General features: G+C 39.3%; 21 protein-coding genes. 7 read left to right on the top strand and 14 right to left on the bottom strand.

Annotated features, from left to right (window positions below; translation table 11 throughout):
- Positions 1 to 24: 24 nt before the first annotated feature.
- From ATE92_RS01465 to ATE92_RS01455, 3 genes are read right to left on the bottom strand one after another with little or no spacing between them, the layout of a single operon-like run.
- On the bottom strand, positions 25 to 1,656 hold the full coding sequence (locus ATE92_RS01465) for a glycosyltransferase family 39 protein (protein WP_232729094.1): 1,632 nt from the start codon (positions 1,654 to 1,656) through the stop codon (positions 25 to 27).
- On the bottom strand, positions 1,643 to 2,275 hold the full coding sequence (locus ATE92_RS01460; protein ID WP_100802014.1) for a lipid-A-disaccharide synthase N-terminal domain-containing protein: 633 nt from the start codon (positions 2,273 to 2,275) through the stop codon (positions 1,643 to 1,645). The genes ATE92_RS01465 and ATE92_RS01460 overlap by 14 nt, the downstream gene beginning before the upstream one ends.
- Positions 2,272 to 2,982 carry a glycosyltransferase family 2 protein gene (locus tag ATE92_RS01455; protein ID WP_100802013.1) on the bottom strand — a complete coding sequence of 237 codons (711 nt, stop codon included), beginning with the start codon at positions 2,980 to 2,982 and terminating at the stop codon, positions 2,272 to 2,274. The genes ATE92_RS01460 and ATE92_RS01455 overlap by 4 nt, the downstream gene beginning before the upstream one ends.
- 161 nt (positions 2,983 to 3,143) lie before the next feature.
- Between ATE92_RS01455 and ATE92_RS01450 the strand changes: the two genes are divergently transcribed.
- Complete coding sequence (locus ATE92_RS01450; protein ID WP_100802012.1) at positions 3,144 to 4,082, top strand: NAD(P)-dependent oxidoreductase; 939 nt, start codon at positions 3,144 to 3,146, stop codon at positions 4,080 to 4,082.
- Here ATE92_RS01450 and meaB read toward each other — a convergent pair.
- Positions 4,066 to 5,154: a methylmalonyl Co-A mutase-associated GTPase MeaB gene (meaB, locus tag ATE92_RS01445; protein ID WP_100802011.1), complete on the bottom strand. Its 1,089-nt coding sequence runs from the start codon at positions 5,152 to 5,154 to the stop codon at positions 4,066 to 4,068. The genes ATE92_RS01450 and meaB overlap by 17 nt on opposite strands.
- A 91-nt stretch (positions 5,155 to 5,245) precedes the next feature.
- On the opposite strand from meaB, the gene ATE92_RS01440 reads away from it, so the two are divergent.
- A complete protein-coding gene (locus ATE92_RS01440) occupies positions 5,246 to 5,671 on the top strand; it encodes an organic hydroperoxide resistance protein (RefSeq protein ID WP_100804305.1) in 426 nt (141 codons plus the stop codon).
- A gap of 29 nt (positions 5,672 to 5,700) precedes the next feature.
- Here the strand turns inward: ATE92_RS01440 and ATE92_RS01435 are convergent, their stop codons facing one another.
- Both ATE92_RS01435 and ATE92_RS01430 read right to left on the bottom strand, forming a co-directional pair.
- Positions 5,701 to 6,219: a DUF2383 domain-containing protein gene (locus tag ATE92_RS01435; protein ID WP_100802010.1), complete on the bottom strand. Its 519-nt coding sequence runs from the start codon at positions 6,217 to 6,219 to the stop codon at positions 5,701 to 5,703.
- Between the two features lie 183 nt (positions 6,220 to 6,402).
- A complete protein-coding gene (locus tag ATE92_RS01430) occupies positions 6,403 to 6,828 on the bottom strand; it encodes a hypothetical protein (protein WP_100802009.1) in 426 nt (141 codons plus the stop codon).
- A gap of 149 nt (positions 6,829 to 6,977) precedes the next feature.
- Between ATE92_RS01430 and ATE92_RS01425 the strand changes: the two genes are divergently transcribed.
- Genes ATE92_RS01425 through ATE92_RS01415 form a run of 3 tightly spaced genes read left to right on the top strand, consistent with a single transcriptional unit; the run spans position 6,978 to position 9,622 of the window.
- Positions 6,978 to 7,523, top strand: a complete 546-nt coding sequence (locus ATE92_RS01425) for an RNA polymerase sigma factor (protein WP_100802008.1) — start codon at positions 6,978 to 6,980, stop codon at positions 7,521 to 7,523.
- A complete protein-coding gene (locus tag ATE92_RS01420) occupies positions 7,507 to 8,118 on the top strand; it encodes a hypothetical protein (protein WP_100802007.1) in 612 nt (203 codons plus the stop codon). Before ATE92_RS01425 ends, ATE92_RS01420 begins: the two co-directional genes overlap by 17 nt.
- Positions 8,090 to 9,622 (top strand): hypothetical protein, encoded by a 1,533-nt coding sequence (locus ATE92_RS01415; RefSeq protein ID WP_157809525.1) that lies wholly within the window; start codon positions 8,090 to 8,092, stop codon positions 9,620 to 9,622. The genes ATE92_RS01420 and ATE92_RS01415 overlap by 29 nt, the downstream gene beginning before the upstream one ends.
- 66 nt (positions 9,623 to 9,688) lie before the next feature.
- On the opposite strand, the gene ATE92_RS01410 is transcribed toward ATE92_RS01415, so the two are convergent.
- Complete coding sequence (locus tag ATE92_RS01410; RefSeq protein WP_100802005.1) at positions 9,689 to 10,039, bottom strand: DUF6249 domain-containing protein; 351 nt, start codon at positions 10,037 to 10,039, stop codon at positions 9,689 to 9,691.
- Positions 10,040 to 10,181: 142 nt separating this feature from the next.
- Between ATE92_RS01410 and ATE92_RS01405 the strand changes: the two genes are divergently transcribed.
- On the top strand, positions 10,182 to 10,769 hold the full coding sequence (locus ATE92_RS01405) for an RNA polymerase sigma factor (protein WP_100804304.1): 588 nt from the start codon (positions 10,182 to 10,184) through the stop codon (positions 10,767 to 10,769).
- On the top strand, positions 10,753 to 11,139 hold the full coding sequence (locus ATE92_RS01400; RefSeq protein ID WP_100802004.1) for a hypothetical protein: 387 nt from the start codon (positions 10,753 to 10,755) through the stop codon (positions 11,137 to 11,139). Before ATE92_RS01405 ends, ATE92_RS01400 begins: the two co-directional genes overlap by 17 nt.
- Before the next feature lies 1 nt (position 11,140).
- On the opposite strand, the gene ATE92_RS01395 is transcribed toward ATE92_RS01400, so the two are convergent.
- From ATE92_RS01395 to ATE92_RS01365, 7 genes are all read right to left on the bottom strand, one after another.
- Complete coding sequence (locus tag ATE92_RS01395; protein ID WP_100802003.1) at positions 11,141 to 11,617, bottom strand: DUF4199 domain-containing protein; 477 nt, start codon at positions 11,615 to 11,617, stop codon at positions 11,141 to 11,143.
- Positions 11,618 to 11,720: 103 nt separating this feature from the next.
- Entirely contained in the window at positions 11,721 to 14,396 is a 2,676-nt protein-coding gene (locus tag ATE92_RS01390) for a YCF48-related protein (protein WP_198515585.1), read from the bottom strand.
- 203 nt (positions 14,397 to 14,599) lie between these two features.
- Positions 14,600 to 15,721: a tetratricopeptide repeat protein gene (locus ATE92_RS01385; protein WP_100802001.1), complete on the bottom strand. Its 1,122-nt coding sequence runs from the start codon at positions 15,719 to 15,721 to the stop codon at positions 14,600 to 14,602.
- Positions 15,711 to 17,297, bottom strand: a complete 1,587-nt coding sequence (locus ATE92_RS01380) for a helix-turn-helix domain-containing protein (protein WP_100802000.1) — start codon at positions 17,295 to 17,297, stop codon at positions 15,711 to 15,713. The genes ATE92_RS01385 and ATE92_RS01380 overlap by 11 nt, the downstream gene beginning before the upstream one ends.
- 162 nt (positions 17,298 to 17,459) lie before the next feature.
- Positions 17,460 to 20,813: a preprotein translocase subunit SecA gene (gene secA / locus ATE92_RS01375; protein WP_100801999.1), complete on the bottom strand. Its 3,354-nt coding sequence runs from the start codon at positions 20,811 to 20,813 to the stop codon at positions 17,460 to 17,462.
- Positions 20,814 to 20,985: 172 nt separating this feature from the next.
- A complete protein-coding gene (locus tag ATE92_RS01370; RefSeq protein ID WP_008272287.1) occupies positions 20,986 to 21,207 on the bottom strand; it encodes a DUF2795 domain-containing protein in 222 nt (73 codons plus the stop codon).
- Between the two features lie 141 nt (positions 21,208 to 21,348).
- Entirely contained in the window at positions 21,349 to 21,924 is a 576-nt protein-coding gene (locus ATE92_RS01365; RefSeq protein WP_100801998.1) for a cob(I)yrinic acid a,c-diamide adenosyltransferase, read from the bottom strand.
- Positions 21,925 to 22,023 lie beyond the last annotated feature (99 nt).

Below are 22,023 nucleotides of genomic sequence, written 5' to 3'. Positions count from 1 at the left end.
TCGTAATATATAGAGTGCGAAGTGCTACTTTTTTTCAACCAAGTACAAATCGCGCCACAATCGTGTTTTGTGAGACCGGTCCTCCTTGCCTTTGGCGTTCATGTCGTATCTCGTAACGTGCTCAATTTTATATGCTGAAAAAGTACGCTTAAAAAGTTCGGTCTCTTCTTCTGTGACTAATACTCCGAAGCGTGCTTCAGTTGGAATGGTTAAATCATCCTCTTTTTTTAGAACTTCGATAGTGTTTCCGTAGTCCCAGATAAGTTCGGGCGTAAAAAAAGTAAATTCGTATACCTTCAAACCTGTTTCAGCCTGCCAGGTATTTAATTGGGAAAGCCCCTTGTATTCATCGTTAATAGTTAAGGCTTTCGCCATGGGCATTCCGAAGCAAGTAATTGATGCAATAAAAGCGATAGTTGCATAAAACACGGGACGTATGTTTCTTCGGAAAAGATTTCGGAATATAACCACGCCCAGACTTACCAAAGCAACAGATAATACTACAAACCAAATCCACTTTCCGGCGAGGGCATCTTTCAGAAAAATATAGCCCAATACCGGAAAAACACATCCTATGGTGGCAATGATCGAGAAGTTAAAATACACAGGAAAGGTTTCTCGCTTGTCTTTTATTTCGGAAAACCTTCTAAACAAATATTCGATGTAAAATGCGGTGTTCAATGCCAAGGGAATAAGCACAGGTAGGAGATACCGCGATTTCTTTTCAGGAATTAAAGACAGCAACACCACCGAAGCCATCGTCCATAAAAAAGTAAAGAGATAGGCCTTCTTATCGATTACTCTGTTTTTTAAATACGGATAGAGCAAGCCAATAAATGCCGGGATGGTCCAAACCCCGCTTTGGGTAAAAAAGCTCCAGTAATAGTAAAACGGACGCACATTATAGCCTGTCCAGTTTTCGGTTTCCTTCTTGGTAATCGCAGCTGCAGCTTCGGGATCGAATGCATAAGTGTACCAATGCCACCATCCGGAAACGACCAAAGCAACAATTAAAAATACCAGCAATGGCAGCAATCGTGATTTCAGGTTTTTATACTTGTAGACAATTCCAAAAGCAATCAAAAAGGGGAGGAGTAAGGCGTAAAACGAAACCGGACCTTTACTCATAAATGAAAATCCGAAGAAAACCGCAGCAATTAGGGCATGTTGGTATTTTTTCTCACGCTGCGTAAAGAATAAATACAACTGAAAAATAGTCACCATCATAAAGGCGTGGGTAAAAATGTCCCACTGTCCGTTACGACCTGCAAATACTACATAGAAGGAGGTTGCCAGAATCAAGGATCCTATAAAAGCCAAGGTTTTATTTTGGGTGAGTTTTATCGAAAATTTATAAGAAAACAACACCAATAAAAGTGTTACCAAGGCCGCAGGAAGGCGTAAGGCAGTCAAACTTTTTAATCCGAATACAGCGGCCGATAGCGCCGTTAACCAGGTGGGCAAAGGAGGTTTTTGATAACGTGCTTCTCCGTTAAGTGTTGTCAACAGCCAGTTGCCATCGTTGAGCATTTCACGGGCAGTTGTAAAATTACGAGCCTCCATGATATTTACATACAAGGTATCCAGATTCACAAAGAAAATGGCGATGCAGGTAAGTATCAGAAGGAGGACGTAATTGTTTTTAAGTTGCTCCATTGCGCTGTTTTTTCCAAATAAAGATATTCCGAACATAAATTATCAACCCGGCAATATGCCCCACAAAAAGCACAGGATCTTCCCGGAAAATAGCATAGGTTAAGATTAGAGAAGCTCCAATCACGCTCATACGCCAAAACCCAACCGGCAGTTGTGATGTTTTTGTTTTTTCGGAATACATCCACTGGTATATAAAACGCAATGTAAAAAGGATTTGCGAGATAATTCCTAAGAGCATTAGCCACAACGGAATTGCTTCATTTTTAAATAATTTGTCGACATCGTATTCCCCGTTATTATAGCCGTAGAAAACAATTATCACAGGAAAGATTAGTAAAAACCACTGTATAATTTTAGGCGATTTTTGCCATTCTCCCTGCAATTGCAGATTTCTAACATAAATAAAATACGTTAACGCCTGCCCCAACATAATGGCGAAATCGTCTCGTAAATAGCCGTACACAAAAAGTAAGAATGACGCCAGTAAGCTGAGTTTCCAGAAAAGAGATGGGGTGACAATTTTTTTGCTTTTTTCGGAAAGAATCCATTGTACAATAAGCCGCCCCGAAAAGAGTATCTGGGCTAGAAATCCGATGCCGTAAATAAGCCAGTTGCTCATCCTTTGCTTTTAACCTCGTAGTTGATGTACTTCTTCTTCATCCAAAGGTAGGCAAAGCAGTCCATCAACGGACCGATTAGCCTGTTCCACAAACCGAATTTTGCGGTTCCCGCGACACGTGGAAAATGCTGTACGGGTACCTGTAAAATTTTTCCATCCTGAAGCAAAATCATTGCCGGTAAAAAGCGATGTAATCCCTTAAACATTGGAATTTGTTTGGCGTAGCAGGTTTGAATCACTTTCAACGGACAGCCCGTATCATCCATGCCATCATGTGTAAAGGCGCGTCGAATACCATTGGCAATTTTTGAAGACATGTTTTTTACAAAGGAATCCTTTCGGTTGGCACGTACTCCGGTGACCAACGCGTAATCATTACTATGCGCTAACAGCAAATTAAAATCTTCGGGGGCAGTTTGTAAGTCGGAATCGATATATCCCACCAACTCACTCTCAACATGGTCAAAACCTGCTTTAATTGCTGCGCTCAAGCCTCTGTTTTCTTTAAAATTGAGAAAGTGAAAAGCTTCGTTTCTATGGCAAATGGCTTCGATTAACTCCTGACTTTTATCTTTGGAACCATCATTCACAAACAAGATGGCTGTTTTTTTGGTTGCAATTTTTGTATAGGCCAACAGTTCTTTTTCAACACGCTCCAAATTTTCCTCCTCGTTATAGACCGGCACAATAATGGTAAACTCGTACATTTTTTACGGTAAAGGTTTTTGCAAAAGTAATTTTTTTTAGGTTAGGAGCGGAAGGATTAAAAGTTTATGTGTTTCGATTGGCTTCTCTTTTATGAACTTTTTGAAGAATTGGTTTTGTACACTTCGAATTTGATTACTTTTGAAATTGAAAACCGAAAGGAATGAAAATACTTGTAACAGGCGCTGCCGGTTTTATTGGTTCACATACTGCCGAAAGATTGGTCTCTTTGGGACATGACGTTGTGGCGATTGATAATTTTTCGGATTACTACGATGTTGCTTTAAAGCAATTAAATGCCGAAACCCTCGCAAAAAAAGGGATTAAAGTGCAAAAAGCAGACCTGCGTACCGATGATTTGAGTAAAATAATTGGCGAGGATCTTTCCTATATATTTCACTTTGCCGCACAACCGGGAATTTCGACTTCCAGTACGTTTGAAGATTATTTCAGCAATAATTTCTTCGGAACACAACGCTTATTAGACGCCATTGATAAGCTACCAAACAAGCCTTTTTTTGTAAACATAGCCACTTCATCTATATACGGATTAAACGCAACCTTTACCGAGGAGCAGGCTCCCTTACCCGCGTCCTGGTATGGCGTCACAAAGCTGGCAGCAGAGCAATTGGTTCTGGCCTATTCACGCAGGGAACTGTTGCAAAGTTGTTCGTTGCGATTGTATTCGGTCTATGGCCCGCGGGAACGCCCCGATAAATTGTACACCCGTCTAATCGACTGCGGATTAAATGACAAACCGTTTCCGCTGTACGATGGTAGTCTGGACCATTTACGCAGCTTTACCTATGTACAAGATATTGTAGACGGAATTGTAAGTGTAATTGGTAAAGAAGGTGTTTGCAACGGTGAAATTTTCAATTTAGGCACCGAAGAAGAAAACACAACCGCTACAGGAATTGCGACTGTTGAAGAAATCCTTCAGAAAAAAATAAAAATGGAGCACAAACCCGCGCGTCCGGGTGATCAGTCCCGCACCTGTGCGAATATAGGGAAGGCGAGAAGACTGTTAGATTACAATCCACAAACTTCATTAAAAATAGGGTTGGAAGCCCAGGTGGAATGGTTTAGAGAGAATTTTTAAGTAAAAGAATCTTTTCTGCCGCTTCAAACGGAGTTGTAGCATTTGCGTCCAGGGCTTTTAATTGCTTTTCCAGCTCCTTTTTTAGAAGTGGATTACCAAAAAATTCACTTTTTAAGGTGCTTTCTATGGTTTGAAGCAGCCAGAACTTATTTTGTTCCTTTCTTTTTTCAGAAAAATAAGTATTCTCCTTTGTCAACGAAACATAGTCTTCAATAAGTTCCCAAACGGCATCAACTCCTTCATTTTGCAATGCGCTACAGCTAATTGTTTTTGGAGTCCAGTTACTGTCTTTTGGAGGGTAGAGGTGTAATGCCCTGTTAAATTCGGTTTTGGCGAGCTTGGCAGCTTTTACATTTTCTCCGTCTGCCTTGTTAATTACAATGGCGTCTGCCATTTCAATAATTCCACGTTTAATTCCTTGTAATTCATCGCCCGCTCCGGCCAATTGCAGTAATAAAAAGAAATCGGTCATTGAATGTACCGCAGTTTCACTTTGTCCCACACCAACAGTTTCAATAATTATGATATCGAAACCCGCTGCTTCACATAGTAGAATTGCTTCTCTGGTTTTACGGGCCACACCTCCCAGAGAGGTACCGCTGGCGGAAGGTCGTATAAAAGCATTTTCTTCCTTTACAAGGGCTTCCATTCGGGTTTTATCGCCCAGAATACTGCCTCGACTAATGGTACTGCTTGGATCTACCGCAAGTACGGCTACTTTTTTCTTTTGTTGTACCAATAAGGTTCCAAAAGCCTCAATAAAGGTACTTTTTCCAACTCCGGGAACACCGGTAATACCAATGCGAACCGATTTGTTGGCATACGGCAGACAGGCTTCAATAAGCTGTTTAGCCTGAGCCTGATGCTTTGCTGCGGTGCTTTCAATCAAGGTAATCCCCCTGCTTAGAGCCGATTTGTCCCCCGCCAGAATTCCGTTGACCAATTGAGCGATTGAAGGCGTTTTTTTTCGGTTTTCTTTTAACTGTTGCGCCGCAGCGTCGCTCACCGATTTAGGGGCTTGCACACCCTTCTTTTCAGACAAGGCACCGGTATGTTTTCGTTTTTGTGTCACACCCGAAATTTATAACAATTTTATGAATATCAACTTTTATACACCATAATTAGATAGTATATTGATGGTTCTTAACGCAAAATACAATACTATGAAAACTTTATATGAAGGAGTATCGACAACAGTAGGTGGGAGGGCAGGTCATGCTACCACCGATGACGGAAAATTAGATCTCAAATTATCGGTTCCAAAGGCTATGGGAGGTGATGACGGACCCGGTACGAACTCCGAACAATTATTTGGTTGTGCGTATTCGGCTTGTTTTGGCAGTGCTATTGCAGTAATCGCCAAAAAGAAACGAATTGAACTAAGTGATGATTTTAGTGTTACTGCCACTATTGGGTTTTGTGAAGATGAAGACGGGGCTTTTTTGGAAGCTACCTTAGATTGCTATATTCCGGGTGTTGATGTAGAAACCGGAGAAGATATTATTAAAAAAGCTCATAAAATTTGTCCGTTTTCGAAGGCAACCCGGGACAATATTACTGTTAATTTGAATCTACTTTTAGATGAATAACAATTAGTGTAAGCACAAAAAAGCGCAGATTACTGCGCTTTTTTTATGCTAATAACTTTAGAATCATGAGATGAGTCTTTCGCCTTATCGGATTCGACTTTAAAATGACTCACCAAGTGTTGTCTCGCCTGTTTGATATACCACTGAATTTTTTTGTGATTATTTTCCAGCATATCCAAAACCTCTTTCGGCAGTTTTTGATTATCCAACAGTTCTTTTGTTTTAACAACCAGCGTTTTATCCCATCCAATACAATTTAGAATAAGTTCTTCCGGATTGTAGTTTACCAGGGCTTCTTTAATTTCCTTCCAGTTTCTGTCTGTGTGTCCTTTTTCCGAAAAGGGTACCGAAGGAGTAATATGTCTGCTTGAAAGCTCATTGGAAATGTCGAAAGCCATACGGTTTCTTTCAGTAGCCATATAACCCAGGAAGCGTTTTAAATGTGTTTCCTGTGCGTCTTCTGAAGCGTTATAATATACTTTTTCTGCAGCGAAAGCAGCTTGTAGCAAGTGGTTCAATTTATCGAAATCTGAAGTAGTATTTTTCATAAAGCCCACAGTTTTACTATGTACTCAAATATACTTCAACCTAAAATTTTAAACAGGGACTTTAATACAACCTTAAGCTAAAGTTTCGTTAATATTCGATCTGAAAGCTATTTTAAAATTCAGATAAGGCAATACATTACACTTCAATAACAAGTCTATAAAGGAATGGAAAAAGATATGTAATTAAGACAAATGTTTCTCAACCTCCAGAATATAGCCTTCAATTTTGGCGCATTGTCTTTCTAGGACCGCTAAAACAGAATCCGGAAGTTCTTTGCGCTCGATCAATTCGTGATAGCGTTTAACATTGTTTCTGTCGCGGGACAGACAATACCCTATGGCTGCTTGGAGCGTAAGAACTTGTGCAGGGGTTTTGGAATGATCCAGACTTATTTTTTCCACATCTTCTTTAAGAGGCTCAATATCTCTGGAGTGTAGTTCATTTGAGATATCATGGCTCATTCGGTTGCGCTCTACAGACATATAATTCAAGAATCGCTTCAGTTCTGTCTTTTGCGCTTCCATTGCCGCATTGTAATACAGTTTTTCAGCTTCAAAGCTGGCAACTAAAAGGCGGTTCAGTTTATCAAAATCGGCATACTTTCTCATAGCGTACTTAAAATTCGGTCAAAATTAATGTAATTCCGCCTAATTTATTTTTACTTTATTAAAAATTTATTAAAAATGTAACGGGATTTGAAACACCCGAAAATTTTTATCGTCTTTAGAACGAACAGCAACCAAAAAACCATCAAGAATTGTCTGATACACTACTTGTTGAGCAATGTAAACAAAACAACCGTAAAGCACAAATGGCTTTGTACAAACGGTACTGTGACGGTATGTTTATTATTGCACAAAGGTATGTAAAGGATACTGCAGCGGCAGAAGATGCCATGCAAGAAGCGTTTGTAAAGGCGTTTCAAAAATTACACCAGTTTAAAGGGGACGTCACCTTTGGGTCCTGGTTAAAGCGGATAGTGATTAATACGTGTTTGGATGTCATCAAGGCAAGAAAAATGGAATTGTATTCCATCAATGAGGAGGTGATGCATATTTCGGAGGAAGGAACCGATTGGGAAGTTTCAGATGAAACTACTTATTCTGAAATTCTCAACGCGATTGAAAAGCTACCCGAAAATTATAAAACAGTGGTACAATTATTTTTACTGGAAGGATATGACCATCAGGAAATTTCACAAGTATTAGATATTTCCGAAAGCGCCTCCCGTACGAATTTGCACCGCGGAAAAATACAATTACAAGAACAATTAAAACATTTGCAATATGGCACGGGATATTAGAAAAATGATGCAGGAACCACCAAAGGAGTTTCAGAAACTCCCGAAGGGACACGAAGCGCGTTTTGAAGCAAGATTAAATAAGGTATTTTCTCCCGGTGATAGAACCGCCGAGAAAAAACGAGACACCTTCTTTTTCTTAAGAGTGGCAGCTATGATAGTGGTTGTCCTGAGCGCGGGATATCTGGGGTATCAGAAACTAACCGAAGAAACTACAAATGCTTTGGTGGAAACTCCTGTAAAGCCGGATGAAAACGTAAATGAGAATGTGGCACAAATCACGTTGGGTGATATTTCACCGGACCTTAAGAAGGTGGAAGAATTCTACCTAACAGGAATTAACGTGCAGATGGCTTCTTTACAAACCACCGATGAAAACAAAGAAATTGTTACCGGTTATATGCAAAGGCTGGCCGAATTAGATGCCGAATATTCTCGCCTGAATAAAGAATTAAATGAAGTGGGACCTACCGAGGCGTCCATCACCGCCTTGATAGATAATTTGAAATTACGTTTGGATTTGCTGTTCAAACTTAAAAACAAATTAAAGGAACTTAAAAATCAAAACAATGAACAACTTAACAGTATTGAGGCATAACATCACATGTGGTGTGCTGCTTATTATGACTTCTGTGCTATTTGCACAAACAAAACGTACGGAAAGCTTCAATGTGAATAACGATGTTTTGGTATCGGTGAATACCAGCTTTACCAATGTCGTATTCGAGACATGGAATAAAAATTCGGTTGAAGTGGAAGCCTATGTGGATGGAGAAAAGCTATCCCAGAAAGAAAAAGAAGAGCTTTTTAAAGACTGGAAATTCGACATATTAGGAAACAGCAAGAAGATTGTTGTCACCTCCAATGTGGGAAACAATTGGAAGAATTATTCCTATAATATGGATTTTGTAATGCCGCATGATGCTTTAAAAGCGTTGGAAGGAATACATGAAATGCCCGTGATGAAGAATTTACAGAACATGCACTTGGACATTAAGGTGCCTAAAGTTCCCAAACTGGAAAAACTGCCTAAATGGCCGTTTGGGAATCAGGAGCCCTCTGTAATTTCGGGAGATGGATCGTTTAATTATAATTTTAATTCGAACACTTCTATCAATTTCGATTCAAACAAATATAAAAAGAACAAGCAGGCGTATGTAAACGAGTTGAACAAAAAGTACAATTCGAATGCGACTGTGGGTCAGGTAGACAAATGGTTGGAAGAGGTAGAGGCCTGGTCTAAAAACGTCGAAGAAGTGATGGGTAAATGGGGAGAAAACTTCGGAAAGGAATTCGATATGAAGTTTGGACCCGAATTTGAAAAGGAGATGGAGCAATGGGGTGAAGAATTTGGTAAAAGAATGGAGCAATGGGGTGAAGAATATGGAAAGAAAATGGAACAATGGAGTGAGGAACACGAAAAAAATGCCGAAAAATGGTCTAATGAATTCGAAAAAAATTTCAATGTGTATTACAACGACGGCAATGAGTCCGGCAAATCGAAAGTAAACAGAACCATTATCATAAGAATGCCTAAAGGCACTAAGACCGAAGTAGATGTACGTCACGGCGAATTGAAAATGGCCGATGCTTACAATATGAAGGCAACGCTCAACTATTCTACATTAACAGCAAACAGCATTGATGGGGGTAAAACCCTCATCAATGCTTCCTATGCTCCCGTTATCGTGAATAACTGGCAGGATGGTGCTTTATATCTTAAGTTTGTGAACGATTGTACCATTAACAATGTGAAGAACATTCAGCTGAATGCCAATTCGAGCGATGTGGTGCTTAATTCCATTCAAAATTCGGCAAATCTCACGGGTTCCTTCGGAAATTTATTTATCAATGCCGTGTCCAATGATTTTACGAATATTAATATCGTACTGGAGAACACCGATGTTTCCATTAAACTACCCACAACTGCCTTCTCATTCTCTTACAACGGAAAGAAATCCACCTTGCAATATCCTAGGTCTTTGCAGTTAAATACTTCAAAAGACAACGGGAAAGTAATGGTAAAAGGTTTCAATAAATCAAATACCGGAAGTAAGGCTGTTACCATAAATGCTGCCTATAGCAATGTAAAAATGCAATAAAAAAAATCATTCCGGTCGACCAAAAGCCTTCCGAAATGATTTCTCTTCAACTAAATACAAATCTATTTACGCGTCGCTGTTTAATTTTTTCGTAAAATAGAAACCTGCAAAAAGCCCGATTCCCGCCATTAAAAAGATAGTTCCCGGATAGGCAACATCTTCATCTACCCCCAGGTTGTAATTCATAATAGCAGCAATAAAGATTCCTATTCCAATGCCCATACACAAAAGAGCAAGATTGATAATGATTACCTTCCACATTGGGGTTACCTTACGATCTTTCCCGTAAAAAATAGAGGCGTCTGCGCCTTTTTCTATTAAGGCAAGGCGTTCCTTATTTCTTGCTGAAATAAATAAATAATAGATTCCGAATAGTACTCCGAAAATAATAGGTATTACAATTACTTCTGATCCCATAATGTTTGATTTTTATTGATTGATTTTATTGTTCGTTTTCCAGTATGACGTACTTTTAAAGATACAGGTTACACATTTTTACAATTTATTTTTTTATGATGAAGCTGTAACCTATAAGAACGAATCGTCGTCTTACATACTAATGAGTGCGAACACTGACCAATATTTCATCGATAAAACGATACAAGGCGATACACAGGCGTATGGAACGCTGGTAGAGCGGTATCAGGACTTTGTGTTCACCATTGCCTTGCGAATTGTGAAACATCGGGAGGAAGCCGAAGAAATAGCGCAGGACACGTTTATAAAGGCCTTCGAATCGCTCGCAAGTTTTCGGGGGGAATCGAAGTTTTCAAGTTGGTTGTACAGTATCGCATACCGAAAAGCGCTGGATTGTATTCGAAAGAATAAAAAACACCGGGCTTCAGAGTTTCTGGATGAGATAGGGGAGCATAATTTTGAAACGATTGAAAATGCGCTGTCCTATTTGGAAGAAAAGGAAAGAAAGGAAGTAATTCAGAATTGTATTTTACAATTGGCTGAAGACGATGCAGCAATCATTACGTTCTATTATTTTGAAGACCAATCTGTAAAAGAAATAGCAGAAATAACCGGACTTTCAGAAGATAATATTAAAATAAAATTATACCGAAGCCGAAAAAAATTGTTTACTTTACTGAAACAATTTGTGCTTCCTGAAATAACAAATAGCAATGGACAAGCCATCTGAAAAAATAGAATCCTTTACCCGAAAGCTGGTAAAAGAAGCCGGAGTATCAAAACCTTCTATCGATTTTAAAAGTCGAGTAATGGAGGCCGTTATTCAACAAAGCCAAATACAAAAGGTATATCAGCCCTTGTTGTCGAAACAAGTGTTAGGGCTTTTTGTAGTAGTCATCGTGGTGGGGGTGGCTGTCTTGTATTTTATGACATTCGAAAACTCTACACTCCTGGAACGCTTAGATCTGGGTCGAAATCTCAATATTTCAATTCCGGAAATGAAAACCTCTAAAATGTTAACCTATGCCGTAGGTTGTTTTGCCCTATTTTTAGTGCAAATTCCTTTTTTGAAAAAGTACCTGGAGAAGCAACATCGTTAGTTTACTTTCTTCGCAAGAATATTGCAACCACTGCCGAAATTACAATACCACCTACCAAGGATCCTATGGCAGCTTGCATCATATAATTGTTGATGTTAAAATAATCATTTGCCTTTTTAATTGTCATATTATTATTCGTCACCGAATAATCGATTACATTATTAAAGTATTCCGGGGTAATGTAATTATGAGTAATATACTGTCCCAAAGGAGAGAGCAAGGCGACAAAAATACTCATCACCACGCCCGATAAAAAGGCCTGCTTCCAGCTGATCTTTTTATGGTAATAGCGTCGGCGTTTTTCGCGAAGGGCAAGCACATACATCAATACCAAAAAGGGCAGAAAAAATAGGGTGAGCCAGAAATGGTCGGCTATATCTTCATCGTGCCATCCCAATGTTTTTTCTAGCAACATCCAGCAAAGGGTTAGAGCGGTAACAATGATGGCCCATTTAAGTTCAATTGTAATTTTTTTCATCTTTTCATATCTCAATGTTCCCGAAGATAGTAAAAAATAAAAAACCCCTTACTATTTATTGTAAGGGGTCCAAATCAAATTAAAATAACCTAATTTACTATAACTAATCTTTGATTATTTTAAAGGTTTCAACAGAATTCTCTGAAGTTACTTTTACAAAATACATGCCGGTGGTTAGGCTTGAAAAATCAATTTCAGAAGTCGTTGCTCCTATGTTTTTTGTTATTACTAAGGCCCCGGACATCGAGTATACTGAAGCTTCGGTCATTTCTACTTTCGAAGAAATTTGTAATACATTTTGTACAGGATTAGGATACAAAACAGTGTTGTTTATCGTTTGATCTGATATTCCCAAAACAATCTCCTCACAACTTATAGAGAGTTGAAAATTTCCTGCAGCACTGCTGTTATAACCTTCTACCATGATGATATAGGTAGACGTACCATCCGATTCGAAACTAAGTTCGGGATTATTGTCGCATGAACTGTCGTTAAATGTTATTTGATTCGTCAATGTACAATCTGAATATACACGTACCGTAGTTGGGAAGTTGGTTTCCGGCCCACAAGCGTTTAGGGTAATAGTCTCCTGTACACCGTTCCCTGTGTATGAGTAATATACATCGGGTGAACCATTTCCGCCTGTATTGGTTCCGAAAATAGTAGAATTAGTAACAGTAGTACCACACACCAAGGCTTCAGCATCCACACATACATCGTTTAAAGGCACTGTTGGCATTTGTAATCTAAATGTAAACAAATCACCCCAGGGTCCAATATTAGGGTCATATCCCCAACCTGTGATATATTGCCCGTTTGGAGACATAGCGTTTGGTGCATATACAGGACTGGCTGCCATCTCATATCCAAGAGTTCCGGTTACAAACTCACCGAATTCTTGTAAACCTCCTGCAGAAGTCCAAATAAAAGGTACGTTCGGATCCCATGGTCCAATTTGAAAATAACCGATCACAATACTTCCGTCGTGATTTATTGCGGTTACGTGTCCTTGTCCGTTGGGTGCAAGTGTTCCTAACAAAATTGCACCTGTAGCTTCACTCCATATATACGGTTCATTATTTGTAACCCAGTCGCTTCTTCCACCAATCCAATTACCGTCTGCTGAAATAGCAGTAACTTCACTTAGTTGATTATTTTCGTCGGTTGGATCTCCATTAGGATCCAGTAATAAGTATTCATTTGGAAGATAATCTCCATTAGTATCTTTTCTCCATACAGCCGATTTCCACGGACCATTAAAGTCCTGCCATCCGCCTATAACACTACCGTCATGGCTCACAGCTTGAGCTCTTGTTCCACGATTAGTTTCTGAAAATAAACTACCTAGGTTTACAATCCCTGTGGCTGCAGTCCAAACACATGCATTGGTGGTAAGTCCGATTTCATTCGGGTTTGGTTCCACCCATGCGCTCCCCACGACGGTAGAACCGTCGCCCGAAACATTATATCCACTACTTAATCCACCATCTACAGGATAATCAAAATGACCAAGGGTTGTCCAGGTATCGGTAGGTACATCGTACATAGACATTACAGAGTAGGTATTAGACTCACTCTGCTTTCTAAACATAACACCTTGTGAGCCAATTATATAACCTGTTCCATTACTTGTGTAAAGCACTTCATAAAGAGCTTCAGTGAATGTGCTGGTTCCAAAATTATCAATCGGCCAAGTTTCTCCACCATCCTCAGATCCAAAGATTAACTCGGGAGTCCCTACGATAGTAAGATTATTTTCATCCTTCCAGGCAACATCGCGTAATATCGCTCCTGCTTGCGCTACCAGATAAGGTTGCCATGTAGCACCCCCATCGACAGTTTTGTAAGCATAATTATTGCCATCGTTGTCATAATAAGTGGTGACAATACCAATCATTTCATTATAAAAATCAATCCCTATTAAAAATTCGGGAGTACCTGTAAATATGGTCGTCCAAGTGGCACCATTGTCAACAGATTTTTGAATTTGACCACTATTTGTAACTAGAAAATAAGTATTTCCTGAAACATAGGTAATTTGATAGGGTACACTGGTCAAACCGGTGCCTTCTGTCCAATTTTGTCCCCCATCGTTTGTCCAATACACAGCAGAACCCGTATTGGTTTGTGCAGTAATTACTCCATTGTTTTCATCTTTAAATGCCATCTCTCTGTAAAAAAAGACATCAGGAATTGGGGTTTGTTGCTGCCATGTAGCACCACCATCGGTAGTTTTTGCAAAATACCCTCCAAATCCTGCAACATAACCTGTATAGAGGGTTGGAAAGCTTATTCCTTCAAGACCTTGACCTGCACCAGACCAAATCTCTGTCCAGGTAGTTCCACCATCGGTCGTTTTTATAACGATTCCATCACCGTTATATGTTGATGATTCACCTGCTGCAAAGGCGATATCATTTTGATTTTCAGGAAATTCAATTCCTCTAAAAATATAATTAAATCCCGTATTTAGTTTCTCCCATTCGGTTGGGGTATTAAGTGTAAAATACTCCGATCCTGAGATGGTATTTCCATCTGCCGAAAATCTAGCCATTCCTCCATGTCCAAGCCCCGGAGCTACTCCACCAATGTTGACAAAGGTATCATTGTCTGCATCCCATAAAGAATAGGGACCCGATTGCCCTTCATATCCGGCAACAATACCATCATTCGAAACGCCGGTTGTTTCAAAAAATGTTGGCTTTACCACAAACTGGGCAAGTAAACTACCTGTGCCAATCGCACAAGCTAAAAGCGTAAATAAAATAGTTTTTTTCATTTTAGTAAATTTTAATCGATTTAAAGAATTCATATTTAATGGTAACGGAGCGCAAAGTAATTTGGAAGTACCGTATAAAAAAGAGAATACCTTTTCGATTTCACGAATTTTGAAAGGATAAAAAAAGACTAACTAATTGAAAATCAACTGGTAAAAATAAAATTTGTAGAATTTGAAAAAAGGAAGAGATGTTCGTAGTTACCCTAATTTTTTAACTCTTTTTCGAGGGATTTCAGTTTTTTTTCGGAGCGAATCACGTCGCGAATCAACAAAAATATTGATAGAAGTATACTGCAAATTAAGACAATTTGCAGCGGCATATTTTTAGCGTGTAGCCGTTCAATTTCGTTCGCTCTTCCTTCTGCTAAATTGAGAAGTGATTGGTTAATAGATTTTCTTTCTGAAAGTTTCGTTTCTCGTTGAAGGTCTAAAAATTTAGTTCTGTAAAGATTATAATTTTCCCAATCCCCCAGTGCCAAATAATTATTCGAAAGTCCGTAGTACAATCCTCTATAGAGGACAAGATCTCCCACGTTTTCCGAAATTGACAATGCATTTTGAATAATTGTATTGGATGCCTCATATTTACCTTCCCGTGTTTTCACTTCTGCCAGTCCTTTTTGACCAAAGGCAATCAAGCTGAGGGCATTAATACGTTCGGCATATTCTACAGATTTTAGAAAACTTGATTCTGCTGCTTCAATTTTATTCAGTGTGAGTAAACAATTTCCCTTATTATAGTAACAAATGCTCACATTTCCATTCATAATAGGGTTTCGAACCGTATTGAGATAGGCTTCAATAGCCTTGTCGAAATATTTTAACGCCACATCACAACTCATCTGTTCCCTGTAAATAAATCCTCTAAGTATGGAATTATATCCCAGCAGATTCTGAATAGAATCTTGTTGAGGATATTTCTGGATTAAAGCGAGCGACTCATCCAGATAATCTATTGCCTTGTCATAAATTTTCAGATCGTTGTATTGCGCGCCTATTCTATTGAGAACGGTCATTTTTTGAGTTTCACTTTCAATTAAGGGAATAAATTTTTCTGCTTGAAGTACATATTCCAGAGATTTTTCATTGTCTCTCTTCGAAGTATAGGCTGTGGAGATTATAAGTAGGCCTCTCACCTTTAGTTTTACAGCAGTAGTATCGTTATCAACAATTAGCAGCGCTTTTTCTATGGCTGCATCAGGATCTTCATAAATCAAGTTGTTTGCTTGAGTTAATATACTATCTCCATTTTTTTGGGCAAAGACAGACTGCCCTGCGAATAGCACTGCAATCAGGATGTAGAGAAGAAAGTATTTACTCCGCATGCTCGTAAGGTTTAACTTGTTTGGAACTATGCTTTTGTGACTTCAGAATGTCGATAAATACTGTAGGAGGTATGCCGGTAACCGATTTAAAAACCGTTGCAAAACTACTGTGCGAAGAGAATCCGCTTTCTTCTGCCAAATAACTAATCTTATACTGAAGATATTTGCGATTGCTTTTTAATTTATCGATGATATAGTTAATGCGCAACTCGTTGATGTAGCTGTTAAAATTCTTATCCTTATGGGTATTAATAATTTCTGAAAGGTATTTTGTATTGGTGTCAAACTGAGAAGCCAGCTGCGCAAGAGACATGTCCTGTTTTGTAAAATGCACCGAGTTTTCGAATTTGTCTAACTTCTGAATAAGGATTTCTTCGGTTTCCTTTGGAATGTTTAAACTTTTCGAAACTTCTTTTTTTGGAAGGTGACTGTTTGACTCACTGTCATTTATTTCTGCTTTTTGACGCTTTTCGAAGTATTTGATAAAATCCTGATATTGTCGGGTACGCGATTTATATCGTATTTTCAGCCCCAGCCAAGCCAAAAGTATGAGCGCCAACACACCTCCTAATAACGCTGAATTTCGTTTGTAGGTATAACTAACCTGGTCACGTTTTGACGTATGATTTTCGTTGGTATAATTAAAAACCGAATTGACTGCATTTTCTTCATCTATCTCAACAGTATTGGCAAGCTCGTTACCGATTTTTTTATACGCATAGAAATTTTCTGAATCTTCCAGAGCCAAATAATTAACGGCAAGCTTTTCTACAATTTCATATTGATACACTTTATTCGATATACTTTCAGAAATTGCCATCGCTTCCTTCAGTGTAGTAATTGCAATAGGATATTCTTTTCTTAAAAAGTATACTTCTCCCAATTGATTGAGTACAACCATCTTTTGAAAATCGTTTGGATAGGCTTCATCAGCGTTGTTAAGCACCAAATTTAATTGTGCAAAGGCAGCGTCCAGAGGCATTGCTTTTAGATACAACTCAGATTGTAAAATTTGTGTTTGATTTACTAAGGTTGGCTTCGGAATTTTTTCGAAGAAAGATTTTGCTTCTTTAAGATGATTGAGGGCATCATCATAATTTTCCTGCTCGATATTTTTATTGGCAAGAAGCAATGACTTGCCGCCGTCTAAATAAAAGTTATATCTGCCTATTTCTTCCTCCGTTAAAACCGCCTCGGTAAATTCATAGTATTTTTCGGCAGCAACATCAAGCCCTAACAGATTGAGCATGTGAATACCAAAGGCATTCACTTCCACCTGCATCTCTTTATTTTGGGTAGCTTCAGCTCTTTTTTTTGCTTCAAGTGTTGCATTTACGGCTTGTTCGTATTCGCCACTTACATAAAAGACCCTGCCCTGCAGAAGAAATGCTTTTATAATTTCGGAAGGATCTTCAGAATTCTGAATAACATGCTCTACTATCTTTTGCGTTTGTTGCGGTTGTGAATAAAGCATATGGGTAGCATCGATCAGCATTTCATCGAAATCACTATTCTTCTGTGCCGAAGCAGTGGCACAAACAAGAAGTACTATCCAAAAAAAACGAAGGGGATACATCACTTTTTCTATAAAAGTAGCAAATTTTGATTTTAAATGCTACACGCTATCTCCTAACAAAGTTACGGTTTTAAGTGGCTTTTCGCGAACTTGTAGCAGGGATTAAAAAGAAAAAACCCCGAAATAATAGTACTCCGGGGTTCTAATTTTAGGTTAAAAGGTCTATTCATCTACCAAAACCCACTCGCCTTTATCCAATAACGGAATGGCTTGTTTAAACTTTAAGGTTTTGTTTTCACCGCTCATCACGTGCTTTATAGTAACCTTGTCATTACGCCCAATTTTAGGTCGGTCGCGTACTATGGTTTCGGTTATTTGCTGTCGCTGTGTATTTCCGGCGGCTCTCGATTGGGCAGCACGCTCATCCATATTAGGAATCTCGTCTTTCTGCTCGTTCAATTTCTCCTTCGGTTTTACACTGCGGGCTTCTTGAATTTGCTGCTGATTTTCCTGTGGTAATTCACCTTTAAACAAGAAGGAAATCACATCCTTATTCACCTTTTCGATCATCGCCTTAAATAATTCAAAAGCTTCAAATTTGTAGATCAATAAAGGGTCTTTTTGTTCGTGAACTGCCAGCTGTACCGATTGCTTTAATTCGTCCATCTTACGCAAATGCGTTTTCCAGGAGTCGTCGATAATGGCAAGGGTGATGTTCTTTTCAAAATCCTGAACCAGTTGCTTTCCTTCGGTGTTGTAGGCTTTTTCAAGATCGGTTGCGACATTCAGCGTTTTAATTCCGTCTGTAAACGGTACTAAAATTCGCTTGTACTTGTCTTTTTGAGTTTCGTATACATTCTTAATGATTGGGAAGGCTGTTTCGGCACTGCGAACCATTTTATCCTGATAATGACGATAGGCCGCCTTATATACTTTTCCGGCAATTTCCTGAACGTCCATCTTTTCAAATTCTGCTTCGGAAACAGGAGAACTCATAGAAAAGAAGCGAATTAATTCGAATTCGAAATTCTTGTAATCCTGTGCCAGTTTATTGCTTTCGGCAATCACTTCCGAAGTATCGTAAATCATATTTGCGATATCAACCCGAAGGCGTTCTCCAAATAGAGCATGGTACCGACGCTTGTAGACTACTTCACGCTGTGCGTTCATCACATCGTCATATTCCAGCAATCTCTTTCTAATACCAAAGTTGTTTTCTTCAACTTTTTTCTGTGCCCGCTCGATCGATTTTGAGATCATGGAATGCTGAATCACTTCGCCTTCTTTCAAGCCCATACGGTCCATCATTTTGGCGATACGCTCACTTCCGAAGAGACGCATTAAATTATCTTCCAGCGATACATAAAATTGAGAACTTCCGGGATCCCCTTGACGTCCCGAACGACCACGCAACTGTCTGTCTACACGTCGGGAATCATGGCGTTCTGTACCTACAATGGCCAAACCACCTGCTTTTTTTACTGCTTCGCTTAACTTGATATCGGTACCACGACCTGCCATGTTGGTGGCAATGGTGACCATCCCGCTATTTCCGGCCTCGGCTACAATATCCGCTTCTTTTTTATGCATTTTGGCGTTCAAGACATTATGCGAAATATTTCGAATACTCAACATCCTACTTAATAATTCTGAAATTTCTACCGAAGTAGTACCAATTAGCACCGGTCTTCCCGCTTGCGAGAGTTCGGTAACCTCATCGATTACCGCATTGTATTTTTCACGTTTTGTCTTGTAAATTTTATCCTGTCTGTCGTCACGCGCAATAGGACGGTTGGTTGGAATTTCAACCACATCCAATTTATAGATTTCCCAAAGCTCACCGGCTTCGGTAACAGCCGTACCTGTCATTCCGGACAGCTTTTTGTACATTCTAAAGTAATTCTGAAGTGTAATTGTGGCAAAAGTCTGGGTAACTGCTTCAATCTTTACATTTTCCTTGGCTTCTATAGCTTGATGCAAACCGTCACTGTAACGACGTCCGTCCATGATACGACCGGTTTGTTCGTCTACAATAAGGACTTTGTTTTCCATCACCACATATTGGGTGTCTTTTTCGAACAAGCTGTACGCTTTTAACAACTGACTTAACGTATGTATACGTTCACTTTTTACGCCAAATTCACGGAAGAGTTCTTCCTTTTTTTCGGCAGCTTCGGCAGGAGTAAGATCTTCGGCGTCAATTTTGGCTATTTCTATACCAATTTCGGGCATCACGAAGAATTCGGGATCTTCTTTTCCTGAAAGGAATTCAACTCCTTTGTCGGTCAATTCAATCTGATTGTTTTTCTCTTCAATTACAAAATACAGCTCGGCATCTACCTTCGGCATCTCGCGATTGTTGTCTTGCATATAATGGTTTTCGGTCTTCTGAAGGATTTGTTTTACACCTTCTTCAGATAAAAACTTGATAAGAGCCTTATTTTTGGGTAACCCGCGGTATACACGCAGTAATTGGAAACCACCTTCTTTGGTGTCACCCTCTTTAATTAAGCGTTTGGCTTCGGCCAGTACTCCGGTGAGATATTTTCGCTGTACTTCTACAATGCTTTCAATTTTGGGCTTTAGTTCGTTAAATTCGTGGCGATCCCCTTCAGGAACAGGTCCGGAAATAATCAAGGGAGTACGTGCATCATCGATTAAAACACTATCCACCTCATCCACAATGGCGTAGTGGTGTGGGCGTTGTACAAGATCTAAAGGAGCATGCGCCATATTATCACGCAGGTAATCGAAGCCAAATTCGTTGTTGGTTCCGTAGGTAATATCGGCATTGTATGCTTTTCTTCGTTCTTCCGAATTGGGGCGATGATTGTCGATACATTCCACACTCATACCATGAAATTCGAAGATAGGTGCCATCCATGCGCTGTCTCGTTTCGCGAGGTAATCGTTTACGGTAACCAAATGTACTCCGTTACCGGCAAGGGCGTTAAGATAAACAGGCAGCGTTGCCACCAAAGTTTTTCCTTCCCCGGTATGCATCTCGGCTGCTTTCCCTTGATGTAACGCAACTCCGCCAATAAGCTGAACATCGTAGTGCACCATGTCCCATGTAATTTCTTTTCCGGCGGCATCCCATGAATTTTTCCAGATGGCTTTTTCGCCTTCGAGCGTTACATAGTCTTTAGCGCCCGAAATTTCACGGTCGAAAGGAGAGGCGGTGACTTCGAGGGTTTCGTTATTTTTAAATCGTTTTGCTGTTTCTTTTACAACGGCAAAGGCTTCGGGAAGAATTTCATCGAGCGTTTTCTTTTCAACTTCGTAGCGATCTTTCTGTAAGGCATCAATCCTGTTGTAAATATCTTCTTTCAGATCGATATCCTCCATGGTTTCGGCCTCCGCTTCAAGCGCATCAATTTGAGATTGAATGTCTTTCTGATCTTGCTTTATTTTTGCTTTAAAGGCGTCGGTCTTGGAACGTAGTTCATCCAGACTCAATTTTTCGAAAGCAGCTTCGTATTTTTTTATTTCATTAACAAACGGTTGGATATCACCTATATCTTTTTTGGATTTGTCACCTACAAAAACTTTTAATACACTATCTAATAATCCCATGATTTTATATTGTAAATATTGCTCGAATAACAAGGTGCAACACCGGGTTTTGAGTGTTACAAAAAAACTTCAAAAAAACCACTTTAACAAGAAGTTCTTGTATTTAAATGGCTTGTATTTCAAGCAAAAAAAAAGCCTCGCATGGAGACTTTTAATTAGTATTCTTTATTGTTTAGTATTCATCTTCATTCCACAGATAATCTTCATCTGTTGGATAATCGGGCCAAATTTCTTCGATCGAATCGTAAGAATCTCCTTCATCTTCAATGGCTTGTAGATTTTCAACTACTTCCAGCGGGGCTCCGGTTCTAATTGCATAATCAATTAGTTCGTCTTTTGTTGCCGGCCAAGGGGCATCACTTAAATAGGATGCTAATTCTAGTGTCCAGTACATAGCACTTAGGGTTTTAATTTTGTGCAAAAATAATTTTTTAGATTAAAAAGTCAAGAAAAATCGTAATTATTTATGCTATATTTTCAAGAACGTATATAAAATGCTGAAAATCAATAGTTTAAAAAAACATGTTTTCTAAAATTATTTGAGTTTTTCTGGAACCCATTTAATCTCTTCAGCGTGTAAGTCGTAGGACAATTTCCGTGCCAGCACAAACAGGTAGTCCGAAAGTCGGTTTAAATACATCAAAACATACTCGTTTATAGGTGCTACTTCGTGTAAATGGCTTGCCAAACGCTCGGCACGACGGCATACACAGCGTGCAATGTGACAATATGACACGGTTGGGTGGCCTCCGGGCAAGACAAAGTGTGTCATTGGAGGTAAAGATGCATTCATGGTGTCCATTTCGGTTTCGAGGAAGGTGATATTGGCTTCTGAAATTTTTGGAATGTTTAATCGTTCTTTCCCGCTTTTAAGTACTGCCTTTTCCGGATCGGTAGCTAAAATGGCACCAAGTGTAAAAAGACGATCTTGGATATGCATTAGCGTTTCTTTGTAATGTCCGTCAATTTCTTGATCGCGAATAAGACCCAAATGCGAATTAAGTTCGTCTACCGTTCCATAGCTTTCAATGCGAATGTGGTGCTTTGGAACCCGTGTCCCACCAAAAAGGGCAGTAGTGCCTTTGTCTCCGGTTTTAGTGTAGATTTTCATCTTCTGGATTTTTCTTCTTTTCGTAATAATTACTTCTGAAACTTCGCGTTCTGCGTTTACGTAGCGTGCTCGAATTGTGTTTGTTCCAAAAGTATAGAG

The organism is Ulvibacter sp. MAR_2010_11 (assembly GCF_002813135.1).
Classification (GTDB): Bacteria; Bacteroidota; Bacteroidia; order Flavobacteriales; family Flavobacteriaceae; genus Altibacter.
This window is presented reverse-complemented; position numbering and strand designations above follow the sequence as displayed.